At 68.7% G+C, this 19,387-nt stretch carries 19 protein-coding genes; 10 read left to right on the forward strand and 9 right to left on the reverse strand.

Translation table 11 applies throughout. The features are described from left to right. Window positions 1-102: 102 nt before the first annotated feature. Together O3X23_RS23240 and fxsBH are read right to left on the reverse strand one after the other, a co-directional pair. Entirely contained in the window at window positions 103-867 is a 765-nt protein-coding gene (locus O3X23_RS23240) for an aminoglycoside N(3)-acetyltransferase (RefSeq protein WP_269273430.1), read from the reverse strand. Further along, entirely contained in the window at window positions 860-3,079 is a 2,220-nt protein-coding gene (gene fxsBH / locus O3X23_RS23245) for a radical SAM/SPASM protein FxsBH, inactivated beta-hydroxylase extension form (protein WP_269273431.1), read from the reverse strand. The genes O3X23_RS23240 and fxsBH overlap by 8 nt, the downstream gene beginning before the upstream one ends. Window positions 3,080-3,562: 483 nt before the next feature. Between fxsBH and O3X23_RS23250 the strand changes: the two genes are divergently transcribed. Next, window positions 3,563-4,480 (forward strand): DUF4231 domain-containing protein, encoded by a 918-nt coding sequence (locus O3X23_RS23250; protein WP_269273432.1) that lies wholly within the window; start codon window positions 3,563-3,565, stop codon window positions 4,478-4,480. 13 nt (window positions 4,481-4,493) lie between these two features. Here O3X23_RS23250 and O3X23_RS23255 read toward each other — a convergent pair whose 3' ends face one another. From O3X23_RS23255 to O3X23_RS23265, 3 genes are all read right to left on the reverse strand, one after another. Continuing rightward, window positions 4,494-4,982 carry a hypothetical protein gene (locus O3X23_RS23255; RefSeq protein WP_269273433.1) on the reverse strand — a complete coding sequence of 163 codons (489 nt, stop codon included), beginning with the start codon at window positions 4,980-4,982 and terminating at the stop codon, window positions 4,494-4,496. 169 nt (window positions 4,983-5,151) lie between these two features. Beyond that, entirely contained in the window at window positions 5,152-5,706 is a 555-nt protein-coding gene (locus O3X23_RS23260; RefSeq protein WP_269273434.1) for an ArsI/CadI family heavy metal resistance metalloenzyme, read from the reverse strand. Window positions 5,707-5,752: 46 nt separating this feature from the next. Next, the gene (locus tag O3X23_RS23265; protein WP_269273435.1) at window positions 5,753-7,111 is read right to left on the reverse strand and encodes an FAD-dependent oxidoreductase; all 1,359 of its coding nucleotides are present in this window, start codon (window positions 7,109-7,111) and stop codon (window positions 5,753-5,755) included. 206 nt (window positions 7,112-7,317) lie between these two features. On the opposite strand from O3X23_RS23265, the gene O3X23_RS23270 reads away from it, so the two are divergent. Continuing rightward, window positions 7,318-7,683 carry an ArsR/SmtB family transcription factor gene (locus tag O3X23_RS23270; RefSeq protein WP_269273436.1) on the forward strand — a complete coding sequence of 122 codons (366 nt, stop codon included), beginning with the start codon at window positions 7,318-7,320 and terminating at the stop codon, window positions 7,681-7,683. A gap of 43 nt (window positions 7,684-7,726) precedes the next feature. On the opposite strand, the gene arsB is transcribed toward O3X23_RS23270, so the two are convergent. Continuing rightward, on the reverse strand, window positions 7,727-8,818 hold the full coding sequence (arsB, locus tag O3X23_RS23275) for an ACR3 family arsenite efflux transporter (protein WP_269273437.1): 1,092 nt from the start codon (window positions 8,816-8,818) through the stop codon (window positions 7,727-7,729). Beyond that, window positions 8,815-9,123 carry an ArsR/SmtB family transcription factor gene (locus tag O3X23_RS23280; protein WP_269273438.1) on the reverse strand — a complete coding sequence of 103 codons (309 nt, stop codon included), beginning with the start codon at window positions 9,121-9,123 and terminating at the stop codon, window positions 8,815-8,817. Before O3X23_RS23280 ends, arsB begins: the two co-directional genes overlap by 4 nt. 91 nt (window positions 9,124-9,214) lie before the next feature. Between O3X23_RS23280 and O3X23_RS23285 the strand changes: the two genes are divergently transcribed. From O3X23_RS23285 to O3X23_RS23295, 3 genes are all read left to right on the forward strand, one after another. After that, window positions 9,215-9,628 carry an arsenate reductase ArsC gene (locus O3X23_RS23285; RefSeq protein WP_269273439.1) on the forward strand — a complete coding sequence of 138 codons (414 nt, stop codon included), beginning with the start codon at window positions 9,215-9,217 and terminating at the stop codon, window positions 9,626-9,628. 80 nt (window positions 9,629-9,708) lie between these two features. Further along, a complete protein-coding gene (locus O3X23_RS23290; protein ID WP_269273515.1) occupies window positions 9,709-10,185 on the forward strand; it encodes a GNAT family N-acetyltransferase in 477 nt (158 codons plus the stop codon). A gap of 103 nt (window positions 10,186-10,288) precedes the next feature. Beyond that, window positions 10,289-10,555 (forward strand): hypothetical protein, encoded by a 267-nt coding sequence (locus O3X23_RS23295; protein WP_269273440.1) that lies wholly within the window; start codon window positions 10,289-10,291, stop codon window positions 10,553-10,555. Between the two features lie 51 nt (window positions 10,556-10,606). On the opposite strand, the gene O3X23_RS23300 is transcribed toward O3X23_RS23295, so the two are convergent. Next, window positions 10,607-11,596, reverse strand: a complete 990-nt coding sequence (locus tag O3X23_RS23300; protein WP_269273441.1) for a helix-turn-helix transcriptional regulator — start codon at window positions 11,594-11,596, stop codon at window positions 10,607-10,609. Window positions 11,597-11,790: 194 nt separating this feature from the next. On the opposite strand from O3X23_RS23300, the gene O3X23_RS23305 reads away from it, so the two are divergent. From O3X23_RS23305 to O3X23_RS23320, 4 genes are all read left to right on the forward strand, one after another. Then, complete coding sequence (locus tag O3X23_RS23305) at window positions 11,791-12,906, forward strand: alpha/beta hydrolase (RefSeq protein ID WP_269273442.1); 1,116 nt, start codon at window positions 11,791-11,793, stop codon at window positions 12,904-12,906. 34 nt (window positions 12,907-12,940) lie between these two features. Further along, complete coding sequence (locus O3X23_RS23310) at window positions 12,941-13,777, forward strand: hypothetical protein (RefSeq protein ID WP_269273443.1); 837 nt, start codon at window positions 12,941-12,943, stop codon at window positions 13,775-13,777. 94 nt (window positions 13,778-13,871) lie between these two features. After that, entirely contained in the window at window positions 13,872-14,987 is a 1,116-nt protein-coding gene (locus O3X23_RS23315) for a trypsin-like serine peptidase (protein ID WP_269273444.1), read from the forward strand. 97 nt (window positions 14,988-15,084) lie between these two features. Further along, on the forward strand, window positions 15,085-16,074 hold the full coding sequence (locus O3X23_RS23320; RefSeq protein ID WP_269273445.1) for an alpha/beta hydrolase: 990 nt from the start codon (window positions 15,085-15,087) through the stop codon (window positions 16,072-16,074). Window positions 16,075-16,236: 162 nt separating this feature from the next. Here O3X23_RS23320 and O3X23_RS23325 read toward each other — a convergent pair whose 3' ends face one another. Continuing rightward, window positions 16,237-17,301, reverse strand: a complete 1,065-nt coding sequence (locus O3X23_RS23325) for an aldo/keto reductase (RefSeq protein WP_269273446.1) — start codon at window positions 17,299-17,301, stop codon at window positions 16,237-16,239. Window positions 17,302-17,418: 117 nt separating this feature from the next. Here O3X23_RS23325 and O3X23_RS23330 point away from each other — a divergent pair, with 117 nt between their 5' ends. Further along, the gene (locus tag O3X23_RS23330; RefSeq protein ID WP_269273447.1) at window positions 17,419-18,252 is read left to right on the forward strand and encodes a helix-turn-helix transcriptional regulator; all 834 of its coding nucleotides are present in this window, start codon (window positions 17,419-17,421) and stop codon (window positions 18,250-18,252) included. The last annotated feature ends 1,135 nt before the right edge of the window (window positions 18,253-19,387 follow it).

Raw genomic sequence — 19,387 nt, forward strand, 5'->3', positions numbered from 1 at the left:
CGACGAGCCGTCGTCCCTTCGGCGCGTCACATCCGGCGACGAAGACCCAGGATGAACAATGTGCCCGAAGTTCCGCTCCGCAGGTCGGCTATTTCCAGAATTTCATCGTCGAAATCCGGACATGATGGCCAGGGCATGATCCACCGCCTCCTTCATGCCGATCAGCAACGCCGGCCGGCCGGCCACTTCCTGTTCGGCGAGAAGATCAAGTGACAACTCCGCCCCGATCGCACCGAAATCGCTGTCGTCCAGCACCGCATCCCGATACGCGATCCAGTTGCCCTTGCTTTCCATGACACAACGGTAGGTACGCAAAGCGGGCGGGGGCGATCTGCGGTACTCGGCGAGGTGGAAAGCGCTGCAGACCTCGAACCCGACTCGCAGCAGCAGGACCTGGGCGCCCGCGGCGTACAGGCGGGACAGTGGGGAGCGCTCCCCGAGGTGGCAGTGCGGATGGTGACCGGCGAGCAGGTCGGCGGCGCGCGGTCCCAGCGCGGCGAACGAGGTCTGCGGATGCCCGCTGCGCACCGCGCCGGGGGTGGTGCGCACCCGCTCGGCGAGCACCCCCATGGACAGGCAGCCGGTGGCGTCCGGTTCGAAGGGCGGCATCGCCGTCCGGAAGACAGCCCTGTCCCGGTCGTTCAGCCCGGCGACGGCCCGGCGGTGCGCACGGGAGCTGTCGGAGTTCTCCGGTGTGAACGCGGGGACCACCAGGGTGCCGCTCGGACCGAGCACGTCCAGCAGGGCGTCACGCACCTCGGTGTCCCGCAGTCCGCTGCCACCCAGCGAGGCATGGACCAACAGCACCCCACCGCGCCGCACTCCCAGCGCGGCGAAACGCTTCGCGAGGCCGGCGGCCTCAGCCACGGAGCTCGCGCCACTCCGAGCGCAGCTGCGCGGCCACCGCCGCGCCGCTCGCGGTGAGTTCGCGCTCGGGCCGCGCGTCGAAACGGACCAGCGCCTCGTCCGCCCGGGCCAGGGCGGCACGCCGCCGAGGATCCTCCGCCGGCTCCGTGGACCAGTAGTCGGCCTCGCCCAGCGCCGTACTCGCAGCGTCCAGCAGCGGGCCCGCACCGGTGCCGGGCAGGTGCAGGTCCGTCGACTCGCGAAGCGCGGCCAGCCAGGCCAGCCGCCCCTCCCGCAACACTCCCCGGGCGATCGCTTCGGGTGGCGCGTCCACCGCCACTCCGATGGCGCCGGGGCCGTGCGCCCCGGTGCGCACCCCGGCGCCCACGGCCAGCGGGGTCACGACGGTGGGGAAGAGCGCGGCGGGCTCCTTGGACCAGCCCGGCACTCGGTCGGCCAGCAGGGCCGCTGCCTCACCCCACCGCACCCGGAAGTCGGCCACCGCGCCGGGATCCAAGCCGGGGGTCACCGGCGCAGCGAAGCAGTCACGATAGGGGTTGGCGTCGTCGAGCAGCGGCGCGTCACCGGTACCGGCGCCCTCCGGCCAACCCAGCGCGTACAACGGCCGCCAGCTCCCGAGGTCCCCCGCGGCGCCGGCAATCGGTAACCGGTGCTCGGCTCCGGTGGCCTCCCGGAGCAACAGGCGCCCGGAAGTGGCGGTGATCTCGACCGGACCGGGTCCGGTCAGCTGGAGGGTGCCGAGGGTCGGCAGGTGCAGTACCGCGCTGTCGGCATCCCAGCGCATCGCAGTCTCTCCGGGCACCACCCCCAGGGCCGCTGCCCGCAACGCGACCGCGGCGACGGTGACGGCCAGACGGCCCGTGTCTGCCGGACCGTCCAGGGAGCGCCGTAGGAAGGTCCGCGCGTAGGGGTGGCCCAGCACCGCGTCGAGATGAGGCAGGACGCTGTCGTCGGCGTCCTGCTGCAACAGCGTCCGCCAGACTTCGTCCCAACCGGGCCGTCCGGATTGGCGGTTGTGCAGCAAGGCCAGCAATTCGCGGTTCAACTGCAGTTGGTCGGCGCGCAGTCGCTCTGCGGACCGAACAGCAGGGGACAGGTCGCGCTGGATGTTGCGGTCGGCGATACCGTCGATCAGCGCCAGGAGATCACCACAGAAAACGGATGGATTGTCGAAACCGCTGCCGTCACGGTAGCGGTGCGCGTACAGGCCGCCGCCGCAGGACTCCACGACCGGGCACTTGCGGCAGGTCTCGCTGACTCCGCTGATGCCCAGTTGCCTGGCCCGGACCCCGGGGTGCCGGACCAGTTCACCGAAACTGTGCTGGTACACGTCGTATCCGGTGGCGGCGGCACCGTCGTAGGCGGTCTTCAGCGAGTCGGCCTGCTCGAAGCTGCCGTCGGTCTCCACCACCGCCAGGTCGGACGGGGCCAGGCCCAGCGCCTCGGTCTCGCTGGGGCCGCCGCCCAGGGTGCTCAGCACCGAGTCGAAGGTCCTGACCGGCACCGTCCTGCCGCGTTCGTCCCAACGGTCGAATACCCTCAGCAACCAGTCGGCGTACGCGGTCGGCGATCCGGTGGGCCGCGACGGGGGATGGTCCCACGTGGAATGCGGAAGCAGGTAGTCGATCCGCGGCGGATCGAGGGCGGCGAGGGCGTCGTGCACCAGAACGGGGTCATTGGCCACGTCGACGGTGCACAGCAGCCCCAGGTACAGGTGCCGGAACTCCGGACTCCTGAGCAGATCGACCGCTTGCACCACTCGGTCGTAACTACTGCGGCCCTTGCGGTCCAGTCGGTGGCGGTCGTTCGCGGCACGATCTCCATCGAGGGAAATACCGACTTTTACGTCGAACTCCGCGAATACCTCAAGATGACGCCTGTTGAGTGTCACGCCATTGGTATGGATGCGTAGGTCGAGTGCGGTGACCGGTGCGATGGTGCGGGTCAGTTCCTCGCAAATGCTTCTCAGTCCCGCAGGCCCCACAAGAAGCGGCTCGCCGCCGTGGAGAATAACCGATACGCTGTCGAGTTTCTCTTCCCGGGCATAATCGGCGAATCGCCGAGCCGTCTGCGCGACGGTTTGGTCGGAGATCACATTCGGCCGAGTACGCCAGCTCTGATCGGCGTGTTCGTAAACGTAACAGTGATCACAGGCAAGGTTGCACCGGCCGTGAACCTTCAGAACCAGCTGCCGGAGTGGGAAGACCGTCACTCGGCATATTGAACCACGCACCGACCGCCGCGGTGCGCAGACTAAACTTCGTACGTTAGACCGACAGGGTCACCTACAGAATGAGTGCGCCGCGCCTGGTGTTGTTGTCGACAGGCGGCAGCCCGCACCCCGGGCCATGCCCCGGGCGCCCCGGGCGATGCCGCCCGGGGCGCCCGGCGACTCACAGGCAGGAATCGAAACTGGCGGACGCGGGAGCGCCCACACGCCTCGTGGACACACCCGCCCGCTCAAGCCTCCTCATGGTGGCAGGATCGAACGGGTTGATGGACGACAACCGGTCCACCGGGCGCCGGCCGGGTGCGGGGCGAGCCGCACTGTGTGAAGACGTCATACCTGCCTCGTATTTCTTTGCTCCGTCAGAGGTTGCGTTATATCAGTCGTGTCTAGCGCATCGCAGTGCCTGGCGCTCTTGGACGTCTCGAGTCACGATATATTCACCCTTCCTCGTGAGGCGGTGCAACCGTGCGGACCACGACCCCGGGGCCGAGCACAACCGTCGGCGACCGCGACCTGCCCCAGCTCTATCTCGCCAACGATCAGAAGGCGTTAAGCCGTCAGAGCGAGTCCCTCCGCGCCACGCGTACCCAGTTGATCCTTCTCCTGATCGCCACGGCCACGGCCGTGATCGCTCAACGGTTCGACAGCCAGATCGCCGCTGGTCCCGCGGCCGTCATGTACGGACTTGCCATCCTGATGGGTGTGCGCACCTCGCGCCGGCACGCCCATGCCCATTGGCAGGTGCACCGTGACGCTGCCGAGTTCATGAAGTCCCTGGCCTGGCAGTACATGGTCCGTGGTGGGCCGTTCCCCTCCCACGTCCCCGACCCCGACGGGGTGTTCGCCGAACGGCTGGAGGAGCGGCTGCTCGAATTGCGCAGAGTGGGCTGGACAGAATCGCGCACGGCCCCCCAGATCATGGCGACCGGACAGATCACCCCGGTCATGCGGGCCGTTCGGGCCAAACCGTTCACCGCCCGCCGGGACATCTACCTGCGGGACCGAATGCTGGAGCAGATGACCTGGTACCGCAACAGATCGCTGCAGGAGCACCGCGCCGCGCTCCGCTGGTCTGCTGTGAGCACCGCGCTGACTCTGCTGGCACTGCTCACGGCCGCTGTTCAGGCCCTCGGCCTCAGCCACGGCGGCTGGGACCTGACGGGCCTGCTCGCCTCGGCCGCCGCGGCGTGCGTCGGCTGGCAGGAAGTACGCAGGCATCGCCCGCTGCACTACGCGCACGCCCTGGTGGAGCAGGACCTGGAGGCGCTGCGTGTCACGGTGAACACCACGGTCACTGAAGACTGCTGGGCTCGCACGGTGGCGACCGCGGAGCGCCTGGTCTCACCCCAGCACACAGACTGGCTGGCCCGCTTCGGCTCCTGACTCCGTACGCCCCCTACGCGCGCCGCACGCCGGGGCTCCACACGACGACCACCGGCACGCCCGAGAGCCGGGCGTACTCCACGACATCGCCGGTGCCGCCGAGCCCGCGGGCCGGACAGCCGTCCCACACCGCCACCAACCGGTCCACGTGGTCGACAATCCACCGGCCCGCCAACAGGTAGGCCTCCTCCTCGGTATCAGCGGCCGGTAGCTCCACCCGGTCGGCGCAGGACGCCAGCAGCCGGCGGTACGCCACCTGGGCCGTCATCCCGCCAAGCCGATTCCCGTAGTCCGCAGCACCCGGGATCACCGCGGTGACCGGCACACCACAGCCGAGCGCCACCTCCGCGAAGATCTGGTCGGCGCCCGCCGCGAGGCTGCTGAACGCCGCGTCGAACCCGCCCGCCCCGCCGCCCCGCAGTTGGGCCCGGATCCCCGCGTGCACGTTGTCCAGTGCGTCGGCGGGGATGCACCGGTGGCCGGTAACACCGATACGGGCCACGCGCCCACCCCCATGACATCGTTCCGCATGTGCCCGTCCAGTCTGCCCGGTGCGCGAGGCTCCGACACTGGACGGGCGAGTTGTCCGGCGAACATACGGGCGGGTGCGAGGTGGCACGAGGCACGACGTTCTCGCGTGCGGACGGATGGGGGTCTCCCAGCGCGTTACGTCACCGGCTGCTGCTGGGTGACGCAGTGGATGCCGCCGCCGTGGCCGACCCGTCGCCGCCACCGCTGCTGGGGAACCGCCAGCAGCAGGCGCTGGAGGAGGCCGCGACGGGTTCCGGCGCGTCGGTCTCCGCGGCGGCGGGCGTTGCGCAGCAGCTGCTGCCCTGGGACCTGGTCAGGCTGTCGGCATCGGCCTTGACGACGTAGACCTCCCAGGGCTCCTGCCCGGGGCCGTGGACCCAGACCTTGTCCTGCAGTGCGTAGCAACAGGTGGTGTCGTCCTCGACGTCGGTGGTCAGGCCCGCGTCGGCCAGTCGGGTGGTGGCGGCGTGGACGGCTTCGGTGGTGTCGACTTCAACGCCGAGGTGGTCCATGCGGGTGCGGGTCTCCTCGCCGTCCTTGCCCTGGATCAGGACGAGCTTGAGCGGGGGCTCGGCGATGGCGAAGTTGGCGTAGCCGTCGCGGAGTTTGGCGGGTTCGGTGCCGAAGAGCTTGGTGTAGAAGGCGATGGACGCCTGCAGGTCGGGTACCCGGAGGGCGAGCTGTACGCGGGACATGACGAGCCTCCTGAGAGATGGGTGTCACGGGTCGTTCGAGGTGGTCTCAGCAGCCGCCGGCCGCTACGGCGACCGGGGCTGCGGAGCCGATCCGGAGGGTGGACGGGGCCGAGCAGCAGCCTCCGCCGTCGGTGGCGGCCGGCGCTTCGTCGAAGAGCCCCGCTCCCCCGCACACTCCCGTCTCGGGCAGCGTCAACTCGACGCGTTCGGCGGCCTCGTGGTCACCGGCGAGAGCGGCCGCGATGGAACGGACCTGCTCGTAGCCCGTCATGGCCAGGAACGTGGGTGCGCGGCCGTAGGACTTCATGCCGACCAGATAGAAGCCCGCCTCGGGGTGGGAGAGCTCCTTGACGCCGTGCGGATAGACCGTGCCGCACGAGTGGACGTTGGGGTCGATGAGCGACGCGAGTGCGGCTGGCGCCTGGAGGCGCTCGTCCAGGCCGAGGCGCAGTTCGTCGACGAACGACAGGTCCGGGCGCAGACCGGTCAGGCCGATGATCCCGTCGACCGGCTCAAGGCGGGTGCCGTCCTCGCCGATCAGGACGAGCCGCTCACCGTCCCGCTCCACCGCGCTCGTGCGGAAGCCGGTCACCGCGCTGGCGTGGCCCGCCTCGACGGCTGCCTTGGCGCGCAGACCGAGGGCCCCGCGTGCCGGAAGCTGGTCGGCATCGCCGCCGCCGAAGGTGCTGCCGCTGATCCCGCGCCGCAGGATCCATACCGCGTGGGTGCCAGGGGCGTCCGCGGCCAGCTCGGCGAGGTAGGCCAGGGCGGTGAAGGCGGAAGCGCCGGAGCCGATCACGGCGGTGCGCTTGCCGGCGTACCGGGCGCGGACGGTCGGGTCGGCCAGGTCGGGGACGCGGTAGGCGATGCGGTCGGCGGCCGCACGCTCCCCGAGTGCCGGCAGACCGTCGCCGCCCAGCGGGCTGGGGGTGGACCACGTGCCGGAGGCGTCGATGACGGCGCGGGCGGTGATCCGCTCCTCCGCCCCGCCGGAACCGGTGACGTGGACGGTGAACGGCTGGGCCTCGCGGTCGGCGTCCACGACGCGATCCCGGCCGGCTCTGGACACTCCGGACACCCGCACGCCGTACCGGACCCGGTCACCGAGAGCGCCTGCCAGCGGCTGCAGATACCGCTCGGCCCATTCGGCGCCCGAGGGATAGCCGGCCCCATCGGGGCGGACCCAACCGGTGGGCGCGAGCAGCTTCTCGGCCGTGGGGTCGACCACTTCGCTCCAGGTGGAGAAAAGCCGCACGTGGCCCCACTCCCGTACCGCACTGCCCGCGGAGTCGCCCGATTCCAGAACCAGCGGTTCCAGCCCGCGTTGCAGGAGTTGGGACGCGGCGGCCAGACCGATGGGGCCGGCTCCGATGACGACGACGGGGAGGGCGGTTGTCGTACGCATGATGGTGGGGCCTCTCTGGGCGGAACGGCAATGCGCGGTCAGGAGGTGATGGGTGATACCGGAAGGCAGCGCCGAGCTGCGAAGCGGTCGCGATGGAAAGCCGCGAGGTCGGACACGGACACGGCGTGGGCCTTGCGCCCTCTGATTCGACATCCGTCGATACGTCGAAGTTTGCCACTGGCTTCGACGAGTGTCAACATAGACACATGTCGAATCTAGAGATGGTTGAGTTGCCGGTTCTGCAGCCGGCCGTGCCGTGCTGCCCACCGCTGACCCAGCAGGCGCTGACCGCCGAAGAGGCGGTACGGACGGCGGCCATGTTCAAGGCTCTCGGCGATCCGGTCCGACTGCGGCTGTTCTCCCTGATCGCCTCACACGAGGGCGGGGAAGCCTGCGTCTGCGACATCTCCGACGTCGGCGTCTCGCAGCCCACCGTCAGCCACCACTTGAAGAAGCTGCGCGAGGCCGGCCTGCTCACTTCCGAGCGACGCGGGACGTGGGTCTACTACCGCGTGGCGCCGTCCGTGCTGGCCGCCTTGTCCGGGGCGCTGGCGCCTGGGGTTCGAGGGTGAAGTGCGCGGCTTCAGGCCCAGGTCGCCACCAGCGCGCCCTGCCTCAGGCGCTCAGCGAGGCCGGGGCGAACCTCTCGCGCCAGGCGAGCGACACGTAGACCAGCGCCACCAGCACCGGAACTTCGATGAGCGGGCCGACGACACCGGACAGGGCCTGCCCGGAGGTGACGCCGAAGGTGGCGATGGCGACGGCGATGGCGAGTTCGAAGTTGTTGCCCGCCGCCGTGAAGGCGAGCGTGGCGGTGCGGTCGTAGTTCAGGCCGATGGCCTTGCCGAGGGCGAAGGTCCCGAACCACATGATCGCGAAGTAGACCACCAGCGGCAGTGCGATGCGGACGACGTCACCGGGCTGGTTCGTGATCGTCTTTCCCTGCAGGGCGAAGAGGATGACGATCGTGAAGAGCAGGCCGTAGAGGGCGAACGGGCCGATCTTCGGCAGGAAAGTGGCCTCGTACTTCTCCCGGCCCATCGACTTCTCGCCGTAGCGTCGCGTCAGAAAGCCGGCCACGAGCGGCACGCCGAGGAAAATCACGACGTTCAGCGCGATCTTCCACATGCTGATGTCGAGGTGTTCACCGTCGCCCAGGCCCAGCCAGCCGGGCAGCAGGTCGAGGTAGAGCCAGCCGAGCAGGCCGAAGGCGATCACCTGGAAGACGGAGTTGAGGGCGACCAGGACGGCGGCGGCTTCGCGGTCGCCGCAGGCGAGGTCGTTCCAGATGATGACCATGGCGATGCAGCGGGCGAGTCCGACGATGATCAGGCCGGTGCGGTACGCGGGAAGGTCGGCCAGGAAGATCCACGCCAGCGCGAACATGACGGCCGGGCCGACCAGCCAGTTGATCACCAGGGACGAGACCATGAGCTTGCGATCGCCGGTGACGGAGTCGAGCTTGTCGTAGCGGACCTTGGCCAGGACCGGGTACATCATGATCAGCAGCCCGACGGCGATCGGCAGGGAGATCCCGCCGATCTCGACCTTCGCCAGCGCGTCGTTCAACCCGGGGATGATCCGTCCGAGTCCGAGGCCGAGCGCCATGGCGAGCAGGATCCACACGGCGAGGAAGCGGTCAAGGGTGGAGAGCTTCGCGACCACCCCGGGTTCAGTGATGGTCGCGGGAGGTTCGGTGCGGGTCACGGGCAGGCCCTCTTGTTCTCGGCGCCGGTCCGCGCGGACTCGGCCAGTTCGGCGAACTGGGCGCCGAGCGCGGCGATGACGTCCGCGCGCAGCTTGTAGTACGTGAACCGCCCGCAGGGCTCCGTCTCCACGACCCCGGCCTCCCGCAGCACCTTCAGGTGGTTGGACAGGTTCGTCTGCCTCGCGCCGGTCTCCTCGACCAGATGCGTGGTGCAGAGGGTCTCGCGGGCGAGCAGGGTCACGATCTGCATCCTGAGCGGGTCCGCGAGAACTCGCATCAAATCAGTGTCGACTGACGTCATCATGCGCTGATACTGTCACATCAGTGCTGCCTGACACCACCGAGTGGCTGATATCGACAGCAGCTCGATTCTTCGTGAGACACAAGGGACCCCGATGTCCGAGAAGCCGTCCGTCCTGTTCGTCTGCATCCACAACGCCGGCCGCTCCCAGATGGCCGCGGCCTGGCTGACCCACCTGGCCGGAGACCGCGTCGAGGTCCGCTCCGCCGGCTCCGCCCCCGGCGCCCAGGTCAACCCGGCCGCCGTGGAGGCGATGCGCGAGGTCGGCATCGACATCTCCGCCGAGATCCCGAAGGTGCTGACCGTCGAGTCCGTCCAGGCGTCCGACGTCTGCATCACGATGGGCTGCGGGGACGTCTGCCCCGTGTTCCCGGGCAAGCGGTACCTGGATTGGAAACTGGAGGACCCGGCAGGCCAGGGCGTCGAGGCCGTCCGCCCGATCCGCGACGAGATCAGGGTCCTCATCGAGAACCTGATCGCCGAGATCTCCGCCGCACCCGCCGCATGAGCGAAAGGTTGGAGGATTCCGCTGTGCACCCTGATCCGTCAGCGGCAGCGGCTTCCCGGGCCGAACTGGAAGTGATCGCCATGCGGCCCCAGCATGCCGACCAGGTTCTGGCGATCTACCAGGCCGGTATCGACGAAGGCAACGCCACCTTCGAAACGGTGGCGCCGAAGTGGCAGGACTTCGACGCGGCGAGGCTGGCCGAGCACCGTATGATCGCCACCGCCCCGTCGGAGGAGCAGGTCCTGGGTTGGGTGGCCGCGTCGGCGGTGTCCACGCGGTGCGTGTACGCCGGAGTGGTGGAGCACTCGGTCTATGTGCATCCCGGGGCCCGGGGGCGTGGAGTGGCGCGGCGGCTGCTGGGCGCATTGATCGCGTCGACCGAAGCGGCGGGTATCTGGACCATTCAGTCCGGGATCTTTCCGGAGAACACCGCGAGCATGCGCCTGCACCTGAACGCCGGTTTCCGGGTGATCGGCACCCGTGAACGCATTGGCCGGCAGCACGACGTCTGGCGAGATGTCGTGCTATTGGAGCGCCGCAGCAACAGGATCGGCTGAGCGCGGTTCCCGTCGCGCCGAGAATGGTAGAGACCCCATACGTGAGGCCATCATGATGTGCGCAGCGTCGCTCGGTGACGCATCGTTGAGGTGGAGGCACGCCATGAAGCACTACGAGACGCGGATCCTGCTGTACTGGACCGAGGGTCAGCTGGCGCGCGGCTGGACCGACGGCGAACACGACTCGGATGATCCGATGGGGCTCGCCGAAGAGACCAAAGCCCGCCTCTTGCGGATGCGGGCAGCCGGCAAGATGCCCGCCCAGGCCGAGGGCCTGCGGTGGACGGATGTGGAGCACGGCGCCGTGCAGGTGTACGGGTACGGGCTCAGTCATCACGAATCCCCCGTGGCCGAGGTGGGCCTGTTCTGACGGCGTAGCCGCCCGTGCGCGGCAGTGCGCACTCAGCGAGAGCGCGGGAGTTCACAGCCAGTCTCGTCGTGCCGCCTGGACTCCGGCCTGGAAGCGGGTCGTGGCGCCCAATGCCGCCAGGAGCGTGGAGACGCGGCGTACGACGGTGCGGCGGCTCAGGCCGAGGTGGCGGGCGATCGCGTCGTCGGTGGCGCCGCTGGCCATGAGGGTGAGGATCTGGCGGTCCCGGGCGTCGATCTGCGTCCCGATGCCCGCGGCCGATATCGGAACGGCGAGCCGCCACAGGGACTCGAACACGTTGGACAGCGCCTGGAGCAGGCTGGACGGACGGATCAAGAGGGAGACGACACCGGGATGGTCGTCGGCGGTGAGAGTGACGACCGCCAGTTCGCTGTCGCTGATGGCGAGTTTAAGCGGTGGATCGTCCAAAGTCCGTGCCTGTTCACCGGCCTCTATCATGCGCGCCATATTGGGCCACGCGACGAGGTCGTCGAACACGGAGCCGTGGTAAATGGTGCGGTAGGCGACGCCTGCGTCCATGCGCTCCCGCTGGAGCACCTCCTGCTCCCTGTAGTGCTCGGCGGAACCGGAGTACGGGGGTACGTCGATGACTCGGATCTGATGGGACGCGGTCTGCTGCAGTTGCCGGCTGACGGCCAGCACGCGTGCGGAGTCCTCGACGACTTCCAGCGCGCCGTAGTGACCGGCGTCCCTCCGGGCGAAACGGTAGAGGCGTTCCAGTTCCGTTCCGGTCTTGCGCAGGGTGCTCTGTACGGCGGCCTCGCGCTGCAGCAGGGTCTCGACGACTTCCGTGGGCGGTATTGCCTCCCAGGAGGTTTCCCCGACTCCAGGGGCTTCCCCGTTCCTGTGATTCGTCCTCACAATGATGTCCTCGGCGGCGAGTTCCTCCACCACCGCGCTGACCACGGCCGCGCTCAGCCCGGTGCGGGCCGCCAACCAGCCGACGGGCTCACGCGGGTGACCGACCAGGGATCTGTAGACCCGCCCGCGGTCGGAATGCGGGTCCAAGACGTCGCGCACGGCTCCCCCTCATCCGTACCGGAGTCGATGGTACGGCCATCGAATTCTACTGCTGGGTAGGCGCAGCTGCGCCAGTGGCTCATGTGAGACACAGGTCATCCCTGGCGCGGCGTGGAGTTCTGCGATGACAATTCCGGAGTCCGGCTGATGAACCACCAGCCCCATGGCATCCAGCCCATCCTTGAGGACATCCGATGCGATCAGTTCTGCCCGCACGGCTTCTGCCCGCACGGCTTCTGCGCGCCAGAGCAGCAGTCGCCGCGTTAGCCGCCGCCGTGATCCTGACGGGCCTGTCCACCGTGTCCACCACGACATCCGCGCAGGCCGCGGACCCGGGCCCGCCGAGGGCGGCCGACGGTTTCGGTCTGACCCAGGTCGGCGCCACCGTCGGTACCGACACCAACTTCGTTATCACCGTGACGACTCCGGAGGTCGCCGGTGAGCACCACATCCGGATCCTGCTGCCGAGCGACTACGCGGCCAACGCCACCAAGCGCTATCCGGTGCTCTACTTCCTGCACGGTGCGTCCGACGACCCCGGCAACCCGAACCTGGCCTATCCGGCCCTCACCGCGACCAAGAAGATGATCACGGTTGTCCCGGACGGGGGCAAGCGGGGCTGGTACGCCAACTGGCTCGACCAGAACACCGCCGCCGGCGCGCAGAACTGGGAGAACTTCCACATCAACCAGGTGATCCCGTTCATCGACGCCAACTTCCGCACCAACGCGACCAAGGGCGGGCGAGCCGTCGCCGGCCTCTCGATGGGCGGCTTCGGCTCCGTGCACTACGCGCAGAACCACCCTGAACTCTTCAGCCAGGTCGGCGCCTTCTCCGGCGCGCTCGACCTTTCGGTCGGCCACCTCGTCATGAGAGCGGCCGTGGTCGCCACGCTGACCAACGTCGGTGCCGCGCTGTGCGGTGCCAGCGGTCCCACCTGCTCCTTGGACTTCGGGCCCGCGGTGTCCAGCGACGCCATCTTCGGCTCGCCGTACCCGGTGTTCAACGTCGACTGGCGCTGGAACGAGGCAGATCCGTCCACCCACATGGACCGGCTGGCAGGCATGGGCATCTCGCTCTACACCGGTAACGGCGACGGCGATGCCGCGAACCCGGAGCTCTGGGCCCAGTCCGCGTCCGAGCACGCCAAGGAGCGCCTGGACGAGCTCGGCCGGCCCTACCACTACGTGGACTACGGCAACGGCGCAGGCTGGGGCGGAAGTTGCGACGGCGGCCACAACTACGGCTGCTGGGCGCAGGATCTCGTGGACTTCGTCCCACGCCTCGAAGCAACTCTCGTATCCGCCTGACCCCGCTCCGCACGGCAGAACAGGATTCCGAAACATGATCAAGCGGTTGGGAACTCTCCTGCTGAGCCTCGCGCTCATCTGGTCCCTGGGGGCCGTCGCCGCCCAGGCCGAGCAGGGCAAACGTGTCTTCAACGCGATGCAGATCCTCTTCAACCTGTCGCAACCCGACGCCTTCTGCACGATCGGCGCAGTGGGCACGGACAAGTACGGTCACCAGATCGCCATTTCGGCCGGCCACTGCATCTCCTCCCCCAGCTACGCGGACCGTGAGATCCACGACGACATCGCACCCGTCTACGACCGGGCGGACACGGGGTTCGGCCCGATCGGACACGTGCGCTACTTCAAGGATCCCGAGGGGTCGCAGACGGGGCACCTGACCAAGGACTACATGGTCATCGAGCTGGTTCCCCAGGTGACGCTCTCCGCGCAGGGGCCGTACCTCCGGCAGACGGGCGAGCTGGCGGTTCCCGGCGGCACCGTCAGCCCGAACGCGCCGAGCCCCGCGCTCGACACCGAGCGGCTGCTCGCCCCCGGCGGCAACGAGCTCATCGTGTCCGGTCAGACGGGTGTGTGGTACGGGACCCTCTGGGGCAACCAGGACGGCATCTACCAGGCGGTGGCACCGCACCAGGCGGGCGACTCGGGCGGTCCGGCGATCCAGCACGTACCGGGAAGCGCGCTTCCCTCCCAGGAGAACGGCTTCCAGTCGTCGGGCCCCTGGGCCGGCATCACCAAGGCGATCATTCTGTCCTGGCCGCCCTTCGCCTACACCAGCTCCGCGAACATCCTCGCCGACCTGCGGGCCCGGGACGCCGCAGCACCGGCCGGTGTGTACGGCGCGGGCTTCCACGTGACCCCCAGCCCGTAGCCAGGCCCCGGACCCGGCCCCCGGTTCCGGCCCCCGGTCGTGTCGCGATTGCCGACCGATCCGTCCCCCCGCATGCCCTCAAGGAGGGAAAGCCATGTCCATCGGAATGGTGTCGCGACGCGCGACAACCACCGTGCTCGGCCTGCTCGCGCTGGTGGCAGCCCTGCTCACCGCCGCACCACCGGCACGAGCTGACGTCCCCGCATTCGAGCTTCCCCCGATGGTGGCGGCCGGCGCCGACCACCAGCAGAAGCTCAGGGCGGAGGTGGAGTACTGGACTCTCGCAAAGATGGCCTCCACCGGCCTCAACCACGAGACCCAGGACGCGACCGCGCCCCCCGGAGGCTGGGACGACCTCAGCAAGCCGTGGCCGCAGAAGCAGGGGCTGATCTCCCGCACCGCCGGAAAGCTCTTCATGGTCTACACGGACGTGAGCACCGGCGCCGTCTCGACGTCCTCGTGCTCCGGCGACGTGGTGACCAGCGCCAACCAGAGCGTCGTGGTGACCGCCGCCCACTGCCTGCGCGTCCACACCCCCCTCGACATCGGATTCGGGAACGTCCTCGCCACCAACATGGTCTTCGTCCCGGGATTCAACGGAGCGAGCCTGCCGCGCAACACCACCAGCACGGCCCTGCCCGGTAAGGACATCGCGCCGTACGGCGTGTGGGGCGTGACCCGCGAGTGGGTCACCAACACCTGGAGCCAGAGCGCCGACTGGCTGCTGGGCCGCGACATGGCCGCGGTCCTGGTGGCCAACCCCGACGACCCGCGGCCGATCGCCCAGGTCACCGGAGCCCAGCGGATCGCCTTCGGCCAGCCGCAGAACCAGACGAACCACGTTTTCGGCTACCCGACGATCAATGAGCGCAACTACTACCGCCCCGGCAACGTGTCCGCCGGGCTGCAGCGGACCTTCGACGGCCGCAGCCTCATGGTCACCCAGGGCGTCACCCGCAACGACCCGGTCTACTACAACGACGTCATGCCCGGCGCGCAGTCGCCCGGCTGCAGCGGTGGCGCTCTCCTGCAGAACTTCGACCCCGTCACCGGCGAGGGCCTCCAGGTAGGAGTCTTCTCCCGCTACGACGACCCGGGACAGATCATCGGCCTCCTCGGCTGGGTGCAGGGCCCCAACATGAGCTCCACCCACTTCGGCGCGGAGGAGCAGGCCGTCCACAGCGCCGCCGAATCGGCGAGCTTGACGTAGGTGCTGAGCCCCCGAGCTCCGGCACATCATCGACGGGGCAGACGCAGCCCGCACCGGGAATCCGATCCCTCAATGCCCAATCGACCAGGAGGTCGCGTTGACCGCACGACAGCCCACTCGCCGAAGCATCCTCAAATCTGCGGGGGGACTCTCCGCCGCGATGGCCCTGGGCGCCGGAGGCATCCTCGCCGCGGCGTCGCCGGCCGCCGCCGCCGATGACGGCTTCGGTCTGCGCATCGTGGACCGCAACGAGGGCGACCCGCGCATGTGGTACTACCGGTTCGCGACCGCCGAGATCGGTTGGAACCCGGGGGTGAACGTCCTGCTCCCCGACGACTACCACTACAGCGGACGCACCTATCCTGTCCTGTACCTCTTCCACGGGGGCGGCACCGACCAGGATTTCATCACCTTCGACCGCGAGAACATCCGCGAGATGACCGCCGGCAGGCCGCTCATCGTCGTCATGCCCGACGGCGGACACGGGGGCTGGTACTCCAACGCCGTCAGCTCCAACGTCGGCCCGCGGAACTGGGAGTCCTTCCACATCGGGCAGCTGCTGCCCTGGGTCGAGGCGAACTTCCGTACCTACGCCGAATACGACGGCCGCGCTGTCGCCGGCTTCTCGATGGGCGGCTTCGGGGCGCTGAAGTACGCCGCCAAGTACTACGGACACTTCGCCTCGGTCAGTGCCCACTCCGGCCCGGCCAGCCTGCGCCGGGACAACGGGCTGGTGGTCCACTGGGCCAACGCCACCTCCGCGGTCCTGGATCTGAACGGTGGCACCGTGTACGGCGCACCCCTGTGGGACCAGGCCCGGGTGAGCGCCGACAACCCGGTGGAGCGCATCGAGAGCTTCCGCAACAAGCGCCTCTTCCTGGTCGCCGGCACCAGCCCCGACCCGGTCAGCTGGTTCGACACGGTGAACGAGACGCAGGTGCTCGCCGGACAGCGGGAGTTCCGCGGTCTCCTCGGCAACGCGGGCATCCCGCACGAGTGGTACGAAGTGCCCGGTGGCCACTTCATCCGCCACGACCTGCTGCAACGCGACATCGACGGCATCGTCGGCCGGCTTCGCAGGGCCTGACGGCCGTAACACCGGCTGTGGACTCACGTACTCACGGGAGCCCACAGCCGGGACGGCGTCGTGGCGTGATCGCAGCGTTCCCCCGAAGCGGAACGGCGGCGTCGTCGGGCCGGTGGTCGAACTCGCGCGGCGGACAGCGGGCGACTCATCAGCAGGGAGGCATCAGCGGCGGGATTCGACCGTCAGGTCGCCGTGGGTCACCGCGCGCATCCTGTCGCCGGCGAGCAGGTCGTGCGGGAAGCCGAGTTCGATCGCGCCGGCCTCGTCGAGGCGGGCCAGTTGGGAAGCGGTGAAGTCGACTTCCAGGGCGCCCAGATTGTCCTCCAGTTGCGCGGGGGTGCGGGCGCCGATGAGTGATGCTGTCACATCCGGATTCTGCAGGGTCCAGGCCAGCCCGACCTGGGCGGCTGTGCGGCCCAGCTCCGCGGCGACTTCCTTCACGACGTCAGCGATGTCCAGGTTGCGTTCGGTGAGCCCGCCGTTGGCGATGTTGAAATTCTTACGGGTGCCGTCGTCGACCGCGGCGGTCCTCGCGGTCAGGTCGTCGCGGACGTACCTGCCGGCGAGCACCCCGCCGGCCAGCGGTGAATAAGGGACCACGCCCAATCCCATCTCGCGTGCCATCGGAATCAGGTCGCGTTCCCCAGTAGGCTCGATCAGGTTGTACTCGATCTGCAGCGCGACCAGCGGCGACCAGCCACGCAGGTCGGCGATCGCCTGCATGCGTGACACCTGCCAGGCCGGGACGTTGGAGATCGCCACGTACAGGACCTTGCCCTGCCGGACCAGATCGTCCATGCCACGCAGGATCTCCTCAACCGATGTCGTGAAATCCCACACGTGCAGATAGAGCACATCGATGTATTCCGTATTCAGGTGTCGCAGACTTGCTTCCACCGACGCGAAGAGGCTCTTGCGGTGCGGCCCCCCGGAATTCGGGTCGCCGGGCCGGCGCAGCGTGGTGTATTTCGTTGCCAGCACCAGGCTTTCACGGTGGTCGCGAGTGAATTCACCCAGCCAGCGCTCGGAGCTCCCGTTGGTATAGGTGTTGGCGGTGTCGACGAAGTTGCCGCCGCGCTCGACGTAGAGGTCGAACAGTTTACGCGCCTCTTCCTGCTCGGCGCCCCAGCCCCACTCGGTGCCGAAGGTCGCCGTTCCCAGCGCCAGTGGTGAGACCCGCAGCCCGGAGCGGCCCAGCAGTCGGTAGGTGTCGAGGGTGAGTGACATTGCGTCCTCCAGTACTGGTAATCCGTTGTCGAGCACAAGTCTGTGACCGCCGCGAGCCGCGGATAAGGGAGGGAGATTCCTGGGAACACCAGTCCTACCCTGACTGTTGGATCGAGCATGACGACTCGCACCGTGGACACGACGAAGGAACTGGCCGCCTTCCTGCGGAACCGGCGCGAACGCCTGGACCCGCACGACTTCGATCTGCCGTCGCGGCAACAGGCGCGGCGGACACCGGGTTTGCGCCGCGAAGAGGTCGCCGAACTGGCCGGGGTCAGCATCGACTACATCGTGCGGCTGGAACAGGCCCGGGGACTGCGGCCCTCAGCGAGCGTGGTGGAGGCACTGGCCCAGGCGCTGCGCCTGGGCCCCGACGAACGCGCCTACCTCTTCAACCTGGCGCAACAGCGACCCCGCACCGCCGACACCCCCGCCACCACCGCGGCGCCGCCGCTGGCCCGGTTGGTCGCCGACCTGTCGCCGCTGCCGGCCATGCTGATGAACCACCGCTACGACATCCTGGCCTGGAACGGCGAGATGGCGAGGCTGCTGCTGGATTTCGACACCCTGCCGCCGTCGCAGCGCAATGCGATGTGGCTGTGCCTGGTACACCCGGAAATAAGGGAGTTGTATGTCGACCCCGAGCGCGTCGTACGGGAGGGAATCGCCCACCTCCGCACAGCGTGGGCCGCACACCCGGAGGACCGGGCGTTGACCGACCTCATCACCGAATGCGCCACCCATAACGAGGAATTCGCGCGATGGTGGGCCGAGCGGGATGTGAGCGTCAACGGCCGCGGACAGAAGGTGCTGCGGCATCCGGGCGCCGGCGTGATCGCCGTGCACTTCGAAGTGCTGATGCCACTCCAGGATCCGGACCAGCTGTTGATGATCGTCCGTGCCGCGGACGATGAGAGCCGGTCGGCATTGGACCGGTTGTGCGCACGGTAACGTCGAACGGTCGTTCCCGTGTGCTTTCGGAGTTTCGGTGGCATCATCATTGACCGTTTTGGAGTCCGCCTCAACGAATAGCTGTGACTCCTGACACGGAGCGTTGGTCACGATTCAGCTGAGACGCTACGGAACCGGACGGCCGTTCATATGATGTGCCTTCTCTGGCTGCTTCAGGTGGGGGTACCGATGCACAGCGCCGATCCATACAGCGAAAACAACACCCGTGACGGCATAACCGAGGGCGGTAGCAAGCGCGGACGGCGCAGGGCGGCTGTCCGACGGGCGCTGGTTGCCGTGGCGGTGGCGGGAATCGCCGTGGCCTGCGGTCCGGTGGCCAACGAAGCACCCGTCACTGCCCCACCCTCGACCACTGCTGCGGCGGTCCCGACGACGGCCTCCCCGCTCCCGACACCGTCTCCCTCAACCACCGCGGCGCCCTCCCCTTCGATCACCCCCGTCGCGACCACCGGCCAGACGGCGCCGGCCGCCGCCCCGACGACCCGGCACACGACCAAACCCACACCGAGGCCCACCACCAAGGCCCCGCAGACGACAGAGCCTGCGCCCGCCGAATGCGAGATCGTCTCCAACGCGGGGAATTGCTACAACGCCGGCCAGTTCTGCCGCAACGCCGACATCGGCAGCTCCACACACGCCGGAAACGGGCGCATGATCCACTGCCGCCAGGACGGCAGCCGGGGTCGCTGGGGTTATTAGGTCGTCTTCGGCCGTACGGCACCGTTCCCGCGTTCCCCGCAGGGCAACAGCCGTGCATCCATCGGTGCCCTCGCGGTCCTTCCGCCCGCCGGTCCTGCCGAGTTCTGCTGGTACGTCATGTCCGGTCCAGCGTTCCGTGAGGGAGAACACTTCCTTTGCACAGCCACGAAGAGAAGTTGAACAAGGACACTCGACCAGGCGGTGTCAGAGGGCGGCAGTTCGTCTCGCGGGCCCGGTCCGCCGCCTCGCCCGTCGCGGCGATCGGCGCAGGGGCGACCGCCCGGACCCCGGCGTCGATGCTGGGGTTGCAGCGGTCCATGGGCAATGCCGCCGTCGTCCAGATGCTGGCCGACGAGCGGCACAGTCATGGTGCGTCGTGTGGTCACCCGGTGAATGCGAGGGCGCCGGGCACGGT

This window comes from Streptomyces sp. H39-S7 (genome assembly GCF_027158205.1).
GTDB lineage: Bacteria > Actinomycetota > Actinomycetes > Streptomycetales > Streptomycetaceae > Actinacidiphila.

Coding starts and splice junctions, on each gene's coding strand:
- O3X23_RS23305 (WP_269273442.1), top strand. CDS start 11,791: ATGCGATCAGTTCTGCCCGCACGGCTTCTGCCCGCACGGCTTCTGCGC.
- O3X23_RS23280 (WP_269273438.1), bottom strand. CDS start 9,123: ATGATGACGTCAGTCGACACTGATTTGATGCGAGTTCTCGCGGACCCG.
- O3X23_RS23260 (WP_269273434.1), bottom strand. CDS start 5,706: ATGTCCCGCGTACAGCTCGCCCTCCGGGTACCCGACCTGCAGGCGTCC.
- O3X23_RS23325 (WP_269273446.1), bottom strand. CDS start 17,301: ATGTCACTCACCCTCGACACCTACCGACTGCTGGGCCGCTCCGGGCTG.
- O3X23_RS23265 (WP_269273435.1), bottom strand. CDS start 7,111: ATGCGTACGACAACCGCCCTCCCCGTCGTCGTCATCGGAGCCGGCCCC.
- O3X23_RS23315 (WP_269273444.1), top strand. CDS start 13,872: ATGTCCATCGGAATGGTGTCGCGACGCGCGACAACCACCGTGCTCGGC.
- O3X23_RS23310 (WP_269273443.1), top strand. CDS start 12,941: ATGATCAAGCGGTTGGGAACTCTCCTGCTGAGCCTCGCGCTCATCTGG.
- O3X23_RS23295 (WP_269273440.1), top strand. CDS start 10,289: ATGAAGCACTACGAGACGCGGATCCTGCTGTACTGGACCGAGGGTCAG.
- O3X23_RS23290 (WP_269273515.1), top strand. CDS start 9,709: ATGCGGCCCCAGCATGCCGACCAGGTTCTGGCGATCTACCAGGCCGGT.
- O3X23_RS23285 (WP_269273439.1), top strand. CDS start 9,215: ATGTCCGAGAAGCCGTCCGTCCTGTTCGTCTGCATCCACAACGCCGGC.
- O3X23_RS23270 (WP_269273436.1), top strand. CDS start 7,318: ATGTCGAATCTAGAGATGGTTGAGTTGCCGGTTCTGCAGCCGGCCGTG.
- O3X23_RS23330 (WP_269273447.1), top strand. CDS start 17,419: ATGACGACTCGCACCGTGGACACGACGAAGGAACTGGCCGCCTTCCTG.